The 14,519-nt window shown below is 49.5% G+C and carries 13 protein-coding genes; 6 read left to right on the top strand and 7 right to left on the bottom strand.

The features are described from left to right. Positions 1-76: 76 nt before the first annotated feature. Positions 77-1,279, top strand: coding sequence for a sensor histidine kinase (locus tag B7992_RS12970; protein WP_073158898.1), 1,203 nt, complete (start codon positions 77-79; stop codon positions 1,277-1,279). Between the two features lie 29 nt (positions 1,280-1,308). On the opposite strand, the gene B7992_RS12965 is transcribed toward B7992_RS12970, so the two are convergent. The 3 genes from B7992_RS12965 to B7992_RS12955 all read right to left on the bottom strand — a co-directional run bounded on the left by B7992_RS12965 (position 1,309) and on the right by B7992_RS12955 (position 4,852). Beyond that, entirely contained in the window at positions 1,309-2,727 is a 1,419-nt protein-coding gene (locus B7992_RS12965; protein WP_139260119.1) for a tol-pal system YbgF family protein, read from the bottom strand. A 133-nt stretch (positions 2,728-2,860) separates the two neighbouring features. After that, positions 2,861-3,958 carry a protein kinase gene (locus tag B7992_RS12960; protein WP_073158902.1) on the bottom strand — a complete coding sequence of 366 codons (1,098 nt, stop codon included), beginning with the start codon at positions 3,956-3,958 and terminating at the stop codon, positions 2,861-2,863. An 87-nt stretch (positions 3,959-4,045) separates the two neighbouring features. Beyond that, entirely contained in the window at positions 4,046-4,852 is an 807-nt protein-coding gene (locus B7992_RS12955) for a TIGR00730 family Rossman fold protein (RefSeq protein ID WP_073158904.1), read from the bottom strand. A gap of 172 nt (positions 4,853-5,024) precedes the next feature. On the opposite strand from B7992_RS12955, the gene B7992_RS12950 reads away from it, so the two are divergent. After that, positions 5,025-5,237, top strand: coding sequence for a hypothetical protein (locus B7992_RS12950; RefSeq protein ID WP_073158906.1), 213 nt, complete (start codon positions 5,025-5,027; stop codon positions 5,235-5,237). A gap of 80 nt (positions 5,238-5,317) precedes the next feature. On the opposite strand, the gene B7992_RS12945 is transcribed toward B7992_RS12950, so the two are convergent. Then, positions 5,318-7,903: a TIGR03960 family B12-binding radical SAM protein gene (locus tag B7992_RS12945; protein WP_088666469.1), complete on the bottom strand. Its 2,586-nt coding sequence runs from the start codon at positions 7,901-7,903 to the stop codon at positions 5,318-5,320. A gap of 77 nt (positions 7,904-7,980) precedes the next feature. On the opposite strand from B7992_RS12945, the gene B7992_RS12940 reads away from it, so the two are divergent. From B7992_RS12940 to truA, 3 genes are all read left to right on the top strand, one after another. Further along, a complete protein-coding gene (locus B7992_RS12940; RefSeq protein WP_088666468.1) occupies positions 7,981-9,375 on the top strand; it encodes a GGDEF domain-containing protein in 1,395 nt (464 codons plus the stop codon). 281 nt (positions 9,376-9,656) lie between these two features. Next, complete coding sequence (locus B7992_RS12935) at positions 9,657-10,661, top strand: hypothetical protein (protein WP_088666467.1); 1,005 nt, start codon at positions 9,657-9,659, stop codon at positions 10,659-10,661. Continuing rightward, complete coding sequence (truA, locus tag B7992_RS12930) at positions 10,661-11,413, top strand: tRNA pseudouridine(38-40) synthase TruA (protein WP_073158914.1); 753 nt, start codon at positions 10,661-10,663, stop codon at positions 11,411-11,413. The genes B7992_RS12935 and truA overlap by 1 nt, the downstream gene beginning before the upstream one ends. 42 nt (positions 11,414-11,455) lie before the next feature. Here truA and B7992_RS12925 read toward each other — a convergent pair whose 3' ends face one another. Both B7992_RS12925 and B7992_RS12920 read right to left on the bottom strand, forming a co-directional pair. Continuing rightward, complete coding sequence (locus B7992_RS12925) at positions 11,456-12,193, bottom strand: pyridoxine 5'-phosphate synthase (RefSeq protein WP_073158916.1); 738 nt, start codon at positions 12,191-12,193, stop codon at positions 11,456-11,458. A gap of 13 nt (positions 12,194-12,206) precedes the next feature. Beyond that, positions 12,207-13,331 carry a divergent polysaccharide deacetylase family protein gene (locus B7992_RS12920; protein ID WP_073158918.1) on the bottom strand — a complete coding sequence of 375 codons (1,125 nt, stop codon included), beginning with the start codon at positions 13,329-13,331 and terminating at the stop codon, positions 12,207-12,209. Between the two features lie 30 nt (positions 13,332-13,361). Here B7992_RS12920 and miaA point away from each other — a divergent pair, with 30 nt between their 5' ends. Beyond that, positions 13,362-14,264 carry a tRNA (adenosine(37)-N6)-dimethylallyltransferase MiaA gene (gene miaA, locus B7992_RS12915; protein WP_073158919.1) on the top strand — a complete coding sequence of 301 codons (903 nt, stop codon included), beginning with the start codon at positions 13,362-13,364 and terminating at the stop codon, positions 14,262-14,264. On the opposite strand, the gene B7992_RS16990 is transcribed toward miaA, so the two are convergent. Continuing rightward, a partial coding sequence (locus B7992_RS16990; protein ID WP_212668379.1) for a hypothetical protein occupies positions 14,246-14,519 on the bottom strand: 274 nt, incomplete at its 5' end. The two genes, miaA and B7992_RS16990, sit on opposite strands and share 19 nt — an antisense overlap.

The raw sequence follows: 14,519 nt of genomic DNA, 5'->3' as shown, positions 1-14,519 counted from the left end.
TTTTGTCATACTTTTGTCATGAAGTGCCAAAATTACGCTTAAAATGACCTATTTTTGTTGTTCTAAAGAGGACAAAATGTCAATTGAAAGCACAAAAAAACGTTTAAAAGACTTCTGGCAGGTTATTCACGAGCGTCTTTCCTCCTTACAGGAAGATCAGTTTGACCGCGGCGAACGGGAATTGATTGCCATATTGGGAGATGATGAATCGAAAAGCTTTTTTCCTGTGCCGGCAACGCTGTTGATGGTTCTTGTTTGGAGCTTTATTCTTTTTTTCCCTTTGATTATCCTGTTGGATCCTAGCGGATCTGTTGGGGATGACGTTACCATGGGTGCGTTGGGCCGTTATTATCTGCCCTTGTTGTCTACGATGCTGATCTTTTTCCTGAATCAGAGAATCCTTGTTCCCAAATTCTTTTTCAAGAAAAAATATGTTCGCTATTTTGTCTGTGATTCAATTCTGTTTGTCATTGTGCTGTTTTGTCGTGAACTATATTCGTTCCTGACAATGTCGGAATCTAGTGGTGGCATTGCTGAATTTTTCGGGTCTTATTGTTTCAGAACGGTTAGAGATCATTTTTCTGTCTGGACTCTTGTTTCGTTCATGATTATCTTAAGCACCATTAGCTTCCTGTGTATCATTATCTCTGTATTTAGTCGTCAGCTTATACGAGCCTTTATTATTCGCGAAAAGAAGAAAGTGGCGCTGGAGTATGAACTTGATTTTTTGAAGAGCCAACTGAGTCCCCATTTTCTGTTTAACACGCTGAACAATATTACTAGCCTAATCAGGATTGAACCGAAATTGGCAGAAAGCAGCATGGAAAAGCTGAGTAAACTTTTACGCGTAATGCTTTATCAGACGTCTGACAAGTTTATCGATATCAAGGATGATGTTGATTTGCTACAGAAGTACGGAGAACTTGAAAAACTTCGTCTTCCTAAAAGTTTTGAGTATGTCTTTGAGACGGATCTGGAGAACCCTCATTGTCAGATTCCTCCTCTTTTGATGATGCCTCTTGTTGAAAATGCAATGAAGCATTGTGTAAACCCTGATGGGAAAAGCTTTGCTCATATTCGCATCAGTCAGAAAGATGGCAAGATTCATTTCAAATCGGTAAACAGCAACTTCCCCCGTAAGCCGAAACCTGGTGCAAGTGGACTCGGTCTGGCAACGTTTGAAAAACGCCTTGAGCTGTTGTTCTCTGGTAAATACTCCTACGGAACTTGGATCGAAGGGAATACTTACGTTTGCGATTTAACTCTGACGGTAAAATAAGAGCCTCGCCCGGGGGCGAGACTTGAAATTTATTTCAGGGCTTCCAACGTTTTACGGGCCTGCTTTGCCAGGATATCGTTTTCATTCATTTCAATGACTTTCTGAAGGTAGCCGATGCCTTCCTGAACTTCAATTTTATTGGTGACGCAGGTCTCGCCCAGAGTGAACAGCGAACGTCTTGCAAAATTCGGATCCTTTTCCTTGCTGAGACATTTTTTCAGAAGGAGAATGGCGGCGTCCGGTGCATTTTTAGCCTTGGCGATTTCGCCCCATTCCATCCATTGGTTGCTTGAAAAATCAAGGTATTGGTCGGGGGCGGTCATTCGGATGACGGTCTGTTTTACGAGGGCTGCATCCACGGGGTGTTCCTGAAGAAGTTGTGTCAATGCAAGACGTAGCTGCTGATGGGCTTGTTCCGGTCTGCAGTTCTTGGCGCTTGTAAATCCATCTTCGATAAGGGTTCTAGTCTTGGCCTTTCTTTCGGCCATCGGATTCTGGGAGGCTTTTTCCAGAAGGCGTTCCCTTAAAAGGTCTGCGTTGATTTCGGCTTGGCTCCTAAGGCGAGTTTCGATTCGGACGCCAGCGAAGGCGCCGATTCCAAAACATACGGGAGAAAGGGCGGCCACCGCACCAAAGATCCCCGGATTGAGGAACCAGTTGATGGCCATGTCCAGTATTACGCCCGAGAAACAGATGTTCCTTGTTAGAGGGGTGACCTGGTTCTTGCGGTTTCCGAAGGCGGTCGCTCCCAATAGGAATGCCACGGTGAGACTCATGCCCATGTAGCGTTCTGTGGAGTAGTGGTCGAAGAAACTCGTGGTTGTCAGTACACTTACCAATATGGGGCCGGCGAGTGTCACTGCCGCTGTCGTCAGACAGATGATCCATAGGCTCCAACGTCTAGCCAGTCGCACGATAGCGAACATGAACAGCCCGGCAAACGAAAGGAAACTGCATACTCCAGGAATCAAAATCCAGCTGGTAAGAACTCTTTCGTATTGTTCGTATTTCGGGGCGAAGGCGAGGCTGTAACGAAGGTATCTATCGGTAAAGCTGTTAATCCATTCCTCTAGACTTGCTCGATAGTCGCTTTCGTTAGGATAGTGACCGTGGTCTTGGATGTAGGCTTCGCGGCCTCCGTTGTTTTCCCACCATTCGCGATATTCCTTCTTCATTCCAGCAACGCGTTCTTCTACAATGTAGGACGGGTTCTGCTGAAGGTATTTTTCGCGATAGCGCTGGAATTCTTCGGCTTTTAATTCTTTTGTGGGTTCGAGGCCCACGGATCTAAATTCACGGGCGCCTGCGTTATGCCACCAGGTATCAAAGGTCTTGACGATATTGCCTTCCCTTTGGTGCTGCTTGATGTATGGGTATGCACCGGTGATTCCATTGAATACACCTAGCGAAACAACCAGGATGAGCGCTACATAGTGTAACGGTTTCATCTGCTGTAAAATATCCTTGGCAAATTTCAAAAATATCCTTAGCCGTCGCTTGATTTGGGCTAGGGGTGTTTTGTTTTGCAGAAATACAGATCTTTCACGACTTGGGAAACTTGCCATATAAGCAAAATATAATCTAACGATTGTATTCGCGCAATTGATTCCACAAAAAGTCTGTGTTTACGTCTCGGTATCCCTGAGCATTTACCCTTTCACGGAGTTTATGCGCAATATCGAACAGGTTCGGACAATTCTGCATGCGTTCAAAGCTGTCGAATATGGTGAGGTTTTCGATCCATTGAGACAGTTCTGGGAATCGTGGGTCGTTAAAACTGTTTTCGCGGCCTGTTTTCAGGTGCTCCAGGTAACGGTCTGTGACTCGGTACCCATCTTCCACGAAGATGTCCATGGACTTGGGGAAGAGTTTGCGGCCTGTCAGGTATTCGTGGACAATGATGCCGAAGCTGAAATAGTCTACGGATGCCGAAAGATTTTCTCCCATGATTGCCTGTTCCGGTGCGCTGTAACAGGGGGTCATCTGTCCACCATATTCGGTGACGGTTTCCCGCATTTTGGCCTGGGCGTAACCGAAGTCGCATACAAGAATCTTGTGGTTGTTCTTGTGTTGCGGGTTTTGGCACAGGAGAAGGTTCTTGGGCTTGAGATCCTTATGGACCACTTGATAGTAGTGGAGCTGGCTGATGGTGTTGGCCAGGTAGGCTAACTGGGATACCCGGTGGAGAACTTCATCATCGGTAAGGTCTGTGCGGAACGTGCGGTCCAGGGAGCACCCCTTGATGAATTCCATCTTGAGATAGGGATGGCGGCCAGCGATGCCACCGCCCATGCTCTGAACGACGCCTTCGATATTGGTGGCGTGGATCAAGTTGTTAATTCTGATTTCGTCCTGGAATGCGCTCAGCAGCATGTTGAGGCGGTGCAGGCGGTTCTTTCCGGGAGGAGCCCAGAATTTGCAAATCTTGACAACGATTTCCTTTTCGGCGTAGTGGGTGGAATCTCCCGGGTGTTCTATCCAGAAGTTCGCCCTGTACAGGTTGTTGGTACCTTCTAGAGTCAGAGGTTCAATGAGCTTGATCCTCTGGGCGGCACCGTTGTGCAGAAATTCAGGATTCTGGTCAAACCACCGCTGGTATTCGTCCATGGTGTAATTTGGACGCAGCGCAAGGTTTCTTGAAACACGGTCTAACGTTTCTGCAATGATGTTCCGAAGCATGCTACAATTATAGCTTTTTTGAGTCGGGTAAAAACAAAGAGACCCCGCATTTGCGGAGTCCTTTGTTCATAAAAATTTGGTTTGAAATTATTTCTTTTCGGTGGCCCTTTTTTCCAAGGTTTCGGTAATGATTTTGTAGGCTTCGTCTACGGAGTCGCAGAAGTGGAACAGGTTGAGGTCTTCCTTGTTGATCATACCTGTTTCTGCCAGGTATTCCCAGTTAAGGACCTTTTTCCAGAACTTGGCGCCGTATACGATAACGGGCATTCTCTGAGCGTACTTGTGAGTCTGGATGAGAGTGAGCATTTCGAACATCTCGTCAAGCGTACCAAAGCCGCCGGGGAATACCACCAGTGCCTGGGCCATGCAGAGGAACCAGTACTTTCTAATGAAGAAGTAGCGGAACTGGAAGTTCAGTTCGTCGTCGATGTAGACGTTGGGATGTTGTTCGAAGGGCAGCTTGATGTTGAGGCCGACGGAGGGGGTTCCCACATCGTTTGCTCCACGGTTTCCTGCTTCCATAATGCCGGGGCCGCCACCGGTCATGATGGCGTATCCTTCGTTGCGCTTGTTTGCCCACTTGCCAAGCTTTGCACCTAGCTCACGGGCGGCATCGTAGTACTCGGCGACGAGTTCCAGACATTTAAGACGGGCCAGTTCTGCCTTGTTCTTGCAGTTCTTGCGGCGCTTCTTGATTTCTGACATGGGGAGGGTTCGTGCGGAACCGAAGAAGACGATGGTTTTCTGGATGCCTTCCTGATCAAAAATCTGCTGCGGACACATGAATTCCGACAGGATTCTGATGGGGCGGCCCATGTTGCTATCCATAAAAGCCTTGTTGTAGTACATCATCTGTCCGGGGACGAGCTGGAGTTGCTTTTTCTTAGTTGCCATGGTACACACTCCTTTTGAAATCATGCGGATTTCCGTTTAAAATTCAAATTAAATCCCCGAAATGAGGGGGTGACACGATTTAAAATACTTTCAAAAAGTAAAACGGCACTAATTTGCTCCGAAAAAATGCTTTTAATCTTCTTCCAATGTGGAAAAACTTTATATTTGATATATGCTCGTTAAGATTTGGACCGATAGTTTTATCATTACTGGCGAAATCGACACTCTTCGTGACGAACGCCTTACAGATTATATTCGCGAAAACAAGGACTTTATCGCCGTTACCCAGGTAAAGGTCAGCGACAGAACTGAAAAGGACTTGTTCCGTACTCACTTTTTGAATGTGAGTACCAGTCATATTGAAATTATCCTGCCCGCAGAATAATTTCTTAATGCAGACTAGGTGAAGTTCCGCAAAATAAGATGCCGCCCCGAATGGAGCGGCTAAATTTCGTGGAGGTTTCCCTAGAATTCCATGGCGATTTTCTTGATGAGGAACCTGCGAGTGTCATCGTCAAGTTTCTTGGGATCGTAGGTTTTTCCAAGCAGACCTGCGTAGATGTTATAGGGGCTGGCGGTGCCGCCCATTTCATTACACTTGATCTTGGTCATGATGTTGCCGCCCTGAATCTGGATGCCGAGAATATGTTCGTTCAGGTTGATTTCCTGACCGCGGTGGTTGGTGACCACTGGCAGGGACTTCTCGTCGAAGGACTTCATGATTTTTGCTGCCGTTTCCGGATCCAGGTTGTCCGGAGTGAAGCTGTAAATCATGGCCTTGGGCATGTTCTTGCTCAGCTTACCCTGTAGCGGTTCGATGTTCACGATTTCCATGCCGCGGGGGAAGGGGGCGGAAAGCTGCTTCATGGTTGTTTCCAGGCCTTCCTTGCTGATGTCCAGCGGTTGTAGCAGTTCCACGCTGATGATTTCGCAGTAGGTTTCAAGGCCGAGGGGGAGGGCGCCCATGTTACTGATACGGGGCTTGGGGCTGAAACCTTCACTGAACTTGATGGGGATTCCTGCGCAAAGGAAGGTTCGCTCGAAGAAGCTGAGCATGTTCTGGTGAGGCAGGAAGCGGCTGATGCCAGTCTTCTTGAAGGTAATCTTGTAGCTATAGCAGACCTTCTGGCTGGGACGGCGTTCTGCCACCAGCTTCTTGATTTCTTCGGGTGTGCGGCTGGGAGCCTTATGGCGTACCGGATCGTTGGCCAGATGGATTTCTGCACCGAAGCCAGGAATGCCGCACTTCTGGCAGTCGCCCCACTTGCAGTTGGGAACGGGAGCGGAATCTTCCTTGAAAGCCTTTTCCCATTCGCGGCGGAGGTACTGCTTGGTGGTTCCTGCATGGATGATGTCCCAGGGGAAGACTTCTTCCTTTTCGCGGGTGCGGTAGACCCAGCTGGTGTCGTAGCCGCATTCTTCCCAGACCTGGAGCCAAGTGTCGTAGTTGAAACGATAGGCGTCGCTTTCAAAGGTTAGACCTTTCTTGTAGGCGGCATAAATCACGGGGCCAAGACGACGGTCACCGCGGCTGTATACGGCTTCCAGGTGGCTCATTTCCCAGCCAGCCCAGTTCACCTTCACGTTGGGGTGTCTAAAGAATCTTTCGCGAACGAAACGGATATGCTTTAGGGCGGTTTCCTTGTCCATAAACGGAGCCCACTGGAGGCCGGTGAAGGATTTGGGAATCAAGATGCCCATGGAAACGGCAATCTGGCATCCGCGGAGATACTTGCGGCCAATCTTTACCAGGTTCTCGATCAGGCCACAGAAGGCTTCCATATCTTCCAGGTTTTCGGTGGGAAAGCCGATCATGGTGTAGAGCTTGATCTTGTTGAATCCGCTGCTGAAGGCGTGCTCGGCGGCGTTGTACATGTCCTGGTCGCTGATGGTCTTGTTGATCATCTTGCGGATTCGTTCAGAACCAGTTTCTGGGGCGAAGGTGGCGCTACGGCCGCCCTTCAATGCGGAAATTTTCTGAGCCAATGTTTCGCCGAAGGCGTTGACGCGGATGGAGGGGAGGCTTACGTCTACGGTATCGAAGAACGGATCGTCGATGATAGAGTCGGTAAGGCCTTCCACCGGCTTGTAGTCGGCGGTAGAAAGGGAGAGCAGGCCCAGTTCGCGTTCGCCTGTGGCCTTGATGCCTTCCTTGGCGATTTCAAGAACGTCGTCTGGATCCAGCTCGCGGCAGGGGCGGTACCAGATGCCTGCCTGGCAGAAACGGCAACCCTGGGCGCAACCGCGCATGACTTCTACGCTGAAGCGGTTGTGGACCAGCTGCATGTTGGCGATGAGGTTCTTGATGGGGTAGTTCTTGCGGTCCATTACGGGAATGAACTGGCGGCGAACGCCGGTGGTCTTTTCGTAGGGGCCGGTGGCGGGTTCTGCAGGAACGATGTCGCCAAATTCGTTGGTAACGGTGGGACGGAGGCTGGGGACGTATACGCCGTCCAGTTTTGATAAATTCTCGAGAATCTGCTTGCGGGAAAGGCCTGCCTTTCTGCCATCGCCGACGCAACGGAGGAACTTGACCATCAGTTCTTCACCGTCGCCAATCTGGAAGGCGTCAAAGAAATCCGCTACGGGTTCCGGGTTGGCCATGGCGGGGCCGCCGGCGATAACAATGGGATCCTCTTCTCGACGATCCTTGCTCCATACGGGGACTCGGGAGAGTTCCAGCACGTAGGGCACGTTTGTGAAGTTCAGTTCCGTCTGCAAGGTCATGGCCAGGACTTCGAAATCCTTTACGGGTGTGTAGCTGGCGTAGCTGTACAGGGGAATGTCGTACTTTTCCATTTCTCGAGCCATGTCTTCCCAGGGGGCAAAGCTCACTTCACATAGCAGGTCCGGTTCCTTGTTGATTATATGGTATAGGATGCGGATGCCGTTATTGCTCATGCCGATTTCGTACTTGTCGGGGAACACGAAGGCCATGCGGCAGTGCATTTTGCTGTGGTCTTTGACAACGCTGTTGGCTTCGCCACCCATATAACGGGCCGGGGATTCGACAGCGGGGAGAGCTAGGGCGATTTTTTCGAGAATGGTCATAGGCCTAAATTTAGAATATTAGTGCTTTATAACGGAATAGGGGTGCCATGTAGAAATTAAATAAGTAAATTTTTCGTATGACTATGGTATCTTACATTGTTTGGCTCATAGCTTTTGTAGCTGGGGTGGGCGTATCGTTTTTCGTTCCCGAAGCGACTATTTCGCTGGGCGGAAAGTTTGCCTTTATCGGCGCCTGGGGTGCCGTTCTCGGATTTGTTCTTTACACTCTCTGCAAGCGTAGGGTGGAAACTGCCGAGGCCGAGTTTAACGAAAATCTGGAATCTCTGAAGGCCTCTCAGCTAGATCTGGTCACTGGAATCCAGGCCAATAAGCCTGCAGAACCGGTAGAAAAACCTGCGGTAAAGGCTCCTGAGCCGCCGCCTGTAACGGCAAAAAATGAAATTCCTCTTCCCAAGGGCGCTATTTCCGCCAGGGAGGCTCTTGAAAAGATTGCTGGGGCTCCTCTGAGGGCGAATTTCCCCCTGGATGTCTGGAAGCGTTATGCCAAGAGTATTCTGAAGGATAGACCTTTCGGTGAAGTTCTGGCGAATCTTGAAAAGTTGTTGCCTGCCATGTTCCCCAAGGCTTCTGGTATCTTATATATGTATGCAGGTACCCAGACTGACCTTCGCAAGCTGTATTCCTTTGGTCCTTCTGTCATCAGTGATGCTTCCATTCGTCCTGGTGAATGTGCTAGCTATAACTCTGGTGAAATTGTTGTTTGTGATTATTCCAAGCATGACTTGTCTGGTGGTTGTACCCATCTTCACCACCGTCCCCAGGGAATTTCTTTCTGCGCTCCTATTGAAGGATTGGAAGAACATTTCGGCATTTTCTCTCTGCAGGTAGATGCCTTGCCCGACAATGAATCCCTGGATGATTGGCATGCCAAGGTTAGCTTTGTGGCGACGACTTTTGGTCTTTATGTGTCTAACCAGAATTTGAATGTCCGCTATAAGGAACATAGTATCAGGGATAATCTGACTGGCTTGTTTAACAGACGTTATATGGAAGAATCCCTGGCTCGGGAAATTGCGGCTGCAACTCGACACAAGACTCCCATTGGCCTGATTATGCTGTATCCCGATTCTATTGCCGAGATTCAGAAGACTAAGGGGCGCCATGCTGTTGAACAGCTCCTTTGGGAACTTGGACAGCGCTTGCCTGGTTATATCCGTACAGAAGATATTCCCTGCCGTTATGACGGAGAGATGTTCTGCATCATCCTGCCGGGAGCTGACTTGAAAATTACACGTCAGCGTGCGGAAAAGATCAGACACGAGATTTCCCAGTTGCAGATTGCCTATGGTGCTGGTGTGCTTGCCACTCCGTTGAGCCTGGGTGTTGCGGTGATGCCCGCCCATGCGGCTGATGGTGGATCCCTGCTTTACATGGCCGAGGCTTCCTTGAGACACGCCATGCAGGCTGGCGGAAACCGCGTGACTATTGCGGACGCATTGATTAACCGCTAACGTTTCTAAGGCGTTTTGGTAGGCTGGCCTCTGGCCAGCCTTTTTTCGTTCCCATTTAAAGTATGAGGTTCTTCGTTTGACGTTACCCCTGGTTCGTTTTTATAAAAACCCAAAGGCATCCCAGCTGACGCCGAGATGCCTTTTTTGGGGGTTAGGAGGAGAACAAAGAGTTCTTGAACCTAAAGTTATAAAGTTTTTTTGAGGCGTGCAATATGTTTTTTATTCTAGGTTGAAACAAGTGTTGCGAAATTCTCAATGAGGTTTTTTCTAAATTTGGCCCCATGAAGAAGTTTGCTGCACCTATTGCATTGCTGGTCCTGGTCTGTTGCCTGGCCGCATATCTAGTTGTTGACTTTTCGGGTCCTAGGTCGTCTTTTGATTCCGACGCCTATTTGAAGGCCCGCGCAAGGATTGATTCTCTTGAAATTGCTCTCTGGGACGCCCAGAATTCTCCGGCTGACCAGATGACGATCCGTACCCAGCTGGAAACTGCCTGGACCGAACTGGCCGCCATGCGTGAAACTCCCACAGAACCTGTTGCCGAGGGTGGCGAAGGTGAGGCCGTTGCAGAACCTGCCGATGATGGCAAGATTGCCGGTATGTCTTCCGATGTGATCGGCTGGATCATTGGAGGCGTCCTGGCTGTAATCGCCTGCGCCGTGATTCTTGTGTTTGTACTTCGCCGTCGCCAGGAAATTATTACTCGCCGTATGGAGGCTATCAAGGCTGAACGTTTCAAGGAAGTCAAGGCTGATCTGGATGATGCCACTACTTTGGCTCCCCGTCCCCGCCCCAAGAAGCGTTCCATTATTGCCGATGCCGAGGAATACGCAGCTCACAAGCGTGAGACCTTGGCCCAGCAGCAGTTGAATGCTTCTGCTCCCAGCCCTTCTGGCGAAGAACCGAAGATTGCCTTCGAAGACGAAAATGGAGTTCCCGAAAACAAGATTATGACCGGACTCCCGGGTTCCAAGCCCACCCTTCGCCCGACGGCCAAGGAACGTATTACTTCTGCCATGCAGAATCTTTCTGACGTGCTGCGTACTCCTCGTGGGCTTTCTCGTGAACGCACCATGAAGTTGCGTGCCCAGAGCCGCAATGCTACAGGCGATCCCAACTTGCAGGGGAGCAACCCCCTGGAAACTTCCCGCTTTGATCGCGAGGCTACTGAAAAGTTGAAAATCCTTCAGCTGTCTCGCCGTGGATTCCCCGCCTCTGCAATCGCTTCTCAGTTGAAGATTCCTCAGGAAAAGGTCGAAGCAGTCATTAAGGACGCCCAGGCCTAATGCGTTATCGCTTCAGGTGTGAATACCTGGGTAGCGCCTTTCATGGCTGGCAGGCCCAGAATGAAGGTGGCAAGACCAAATTTGTAACGGTGCAGTCTGCGCTGGAAGAGGCTTTTTCCATTGCGCTTCGTTCTCCTATCCGCATTACCGGTTCCGGTCGTACGGATACTGGCGTTCATGCCCGCGGTCAGTGTGTTCATTTTGATTATGACGGCGAACTGGATTTGGTGCGTACGGTGAATTCCATCAACGGCTTGACGAAACGTCTTGTCCGTATTCGCGACTTGCAACCTTGCGATCCGGAATTCCATGCCCGTTTCGACGCGACGTGCCGGTATTACCAGTATACCATGTACACCCGACCTGTGGCTCTGCTCCGGGACTTCGGGTGGGAGTGCGGCTCTCAAAATCTGGATCTCGATGCCATGGCAGAAGAGGCGAAGTCTTTCCTCGGTCATCACGACTTTATCGATTTTTGCATTCCCCGCAATGATGGAAAACCGACGGACTGCATCCTGACGGAATTCCGCCTGGAGCGGTTGAACGACTGGAGCTGCATGTTCCATATCCGAGGGAACCGTTTCTTGCACAGGCAGGTCCGCGCCATGGTGGGGACCTTGTACGATGTAGGTCGCGGTAAGCTCCCTATGGGTACGGTGAACCAGATCTTCGATAAAAATTTTAAGGGAGAGCGCACATGGGCTCCCCCTCAGGGTTTGGTCCTTGAGAACGTAGAATACAAGGACTATTGATTTCAGAATTTTATTTTGGACGTCAAAAGGGAATGCTTCCTGTTATTTGGAAGCGTCCTTGATTAAGTCCAGCATGTCCTTGATGGCACGGTCCATACCTACCATAACGGCCTTGCTGACGATGCTGTGGCCAATGACCACTTCGTCAATGCCTTCGATGGCGGCGATGGCGGAAATGTTGCGGTAGTTCAGACCGCGGCCGGCCTTTACCCTGAGGCCGTACTTGCGGGCGAGGACGGCCATGTCTTCGAGGGCGGAAATTTCACGTTCAATTTCTTCGCGGCTTCCCAGAGTGCAGGAGGTTGCGTACTTGCCGGTATTGAATTCGACAAAGTCTGCGCCAATCTTCTTGGCGGCCTTCACTTGTTCGGTTTCGGGATCGATGAACACGCCTACGGCAATATCGTTGCTCTTGAGTGTCATGGCAGGCTTTGCCAATTCTGCAGCCTTGGCGGCAACATTCAGACCATCTTCTGTGGCGTAGTCGGTGTGGACCTCAGGAACGAATGTAACAGTGTCCGGCTGATTGTTGATAGCCACCTGGACCATTTCCTGGGTGGGGGCCATTTCCAAGTTCATCTTGGTGGTGACGGTGCCACGGAGCATGCGGACGTCGCGATCCTGAATGTGGCGCTTGTCTTCGCGGAGGTGGGCGGTGATGCCGCTGACGCCTGCCAGTTCGGCAATAACTGCGGCCGCTACCGGATCAGGTTCGCAGATCTTGCGGGCTTCGCGGATTGTTGCAATATGGTCTACGTTAAAACCGAGCTTTACTGTCATACGTGATTCCTTATCAATACTTCATAAATGTAGATAAATTGACCAAGGTGGTGCCCTGATTTTTTGCCCTGGAAGAAAGGTCGCTCAACTTATTCACGTTATCCAATGTTAATGGGAGGATCATGACCGCCAGGCCTTTCTTTGTGGATTCCCGCATCTTGCTTCGCATATAGTCTGCCAGAGCGCTGTTGTCGGGATTGTAGGGGCTGGATGCCTTGCAGGAAATAGACAGGTCCTTGCAGGCTTCAGAAACCTTGGATAAGTTGTTCATGGTCGCGTCGAGAAACCACAGGTTGTTTTTATCTGCCGGCTTAAGAATCGCCTGGAGAAGTTGCTTGTGTTCAACAGCCTGTTCTCCATAACGTGAGACGATACCTACTGCGTTAGGCATTAATTTTTTCGCATCGTCAATCACCATCTCGATTTGTTCCTCGGTATGATGAATACGTAGGGGGCGCAGCTTGTTATGGACCTTGTTCAACTTGGTTGATTCCATAGTCAGCCATAATACAAGTTCCTTTCTTTTTACTTTGTCTAAATCCGGATAGAAACCGTCTTTCATACCGAAAGGCGGAATCAGTAAGTCGAATGGATAATCCAGCTTGTTCAGAGCCACAATCAACTCGGGGGTGAGGCTTGTAACCTGGAATGCCACAGCCAGCATGGAAGCGTCGTCCCTAAAGATGCTTTCGGAAACCTGCAGTTCCAGCAGAAGTGTGTCGCCGGTGGGTTTGATGAGGTCGATTTGGGCGGTCTGGAATGCAGAACTTCTGTCGTCATGGATTTCTTCCATGCGAAGAATCTGGCCGCCAGTCTTGTTGATGAAACGCTGGGCCTGGAGCAGGTAGACGATAATGGTCTTGCCTCGGCCCAGAGTCCAGATGTTTCTCTTTCGACGCTTGCTGTACTCCGCCTTTAAGGTTTGCAGTTCCTGCTGCATTTTTTCCTCAAAGGAGAGAGGCTCTTCTTCGGGAACATTTGAAGCGGAAACTTCGGTGGCGGTAGAATCGGTGTTCTGGGTTGCCGTTTCCTTTGTTCCGTTTTGCAGTTCCGCAATTTTGGGGAGTGCGAATTTGATGCCCACGATCAGTACGGCAAGAACAATGATAATGGCAATAATGTGTTTGTACTTTCTCATTCTACCGTAAAATATAACTACATTGAACCCATGCCTATTCTATTTGCCTTGGTTGGAGCCACGGGAATTGGTAAATCCAATTTTTCTCTGGAACTTGCAGAACATTACAACGCTGAAATTATCGGTGTGGATTCCCGTCAAATTTATAAGGGGTTTTCCATTGGGACTGCTCAGCCTGACATCCAAAGTTTAAATCGCGTGCGACATCACCTGGTTGATTTCGTGCCCCCTACAGATAACTTCTCTGCGGGCGCGTTTTGTAGCCTGGTAAAAAATCTGGTGGCTGAGAATCCCGAGAAGAACTTCATCCTTGTGGGTGGTACCGGACTTTATTTGCAAAGTCTGATGCTAGGCTTGCCTAAGATTCCTGAAATTGAACCGGCCCTGCGCCAGAAAATTGAAGAATTGGTTGTGCGCGATGGGGTAGATGTTGTCTATAAGCGTGCCTGTGAAGTTGATCCCGAAGCCATGGAAAAGGTGGTGCCCGGAAATGTCCAGCGAATTACCCGCGTGCTGGAGGTTTTTGAATCGACGGGTCGTAAATTGTCTGAATTCCAGAAGGAACGTGAAGGCGGGGTCGGCAAGTTATCCGTTTTTTCTTTGCAGCGTGACCGAGATGAACTGTATCGTCGAATAAATAGCCGCGTAGACCAGATGATTGAAGGTGGTTGGGTGGATGAAGCCCGAGAACTGGCGAAAACGGTGCCTTTGGACGCTCCGGCGTGGCAAAGTTTGGGATATAGGGAACTTCTAGAGGCTAAAAGTCATACTGATTTGGCAAGAATCGTAGAAAATGTGAAGCAGAAAACCAGAAATTATGCCAAAAGGCAGCTTACTTGGTTCCGCTGGCAGCTGGATTGCGTGCCGATCGACATGGAAAATTCGGAAAAAATGATGACTTTGCAAAGTATCTTTCAAAATAGTTGTGAATAGTTTGTGAAATCGTCGGGAATTGTCGGAGTAAGACTCGTGTTTTTTCCGTTTTTTGGAAAAAACAGCAAAAAAACAGCGGTTTTTTGTAAAACAGCCCTTGCAAAGTTTCTGCAAAATTCTATAATTGGCGTCGTTCCTGAGAGGGACGGCTGAGAAAGCCGAAACGAAACAAGAACAAAACAAAAGCCTGAGAGGTTTTTGAGAAGATTGAAGGAATCGGAGATGTGCTTAGTGACGGCCCAAGAAATTTCTTGG

The organism is Fibrobacter sp. UWH1 (assembly GCF_002210365.1).
Classification (GTDB): Bacteria; Fibrobacterota; Fibrobacteria; order Fibrobacterales; family Fibrobacteraceae; genus Fibrobacter.
This window is presented reverse-complemented; position numbering and strand designations above follow the sequence as displayed.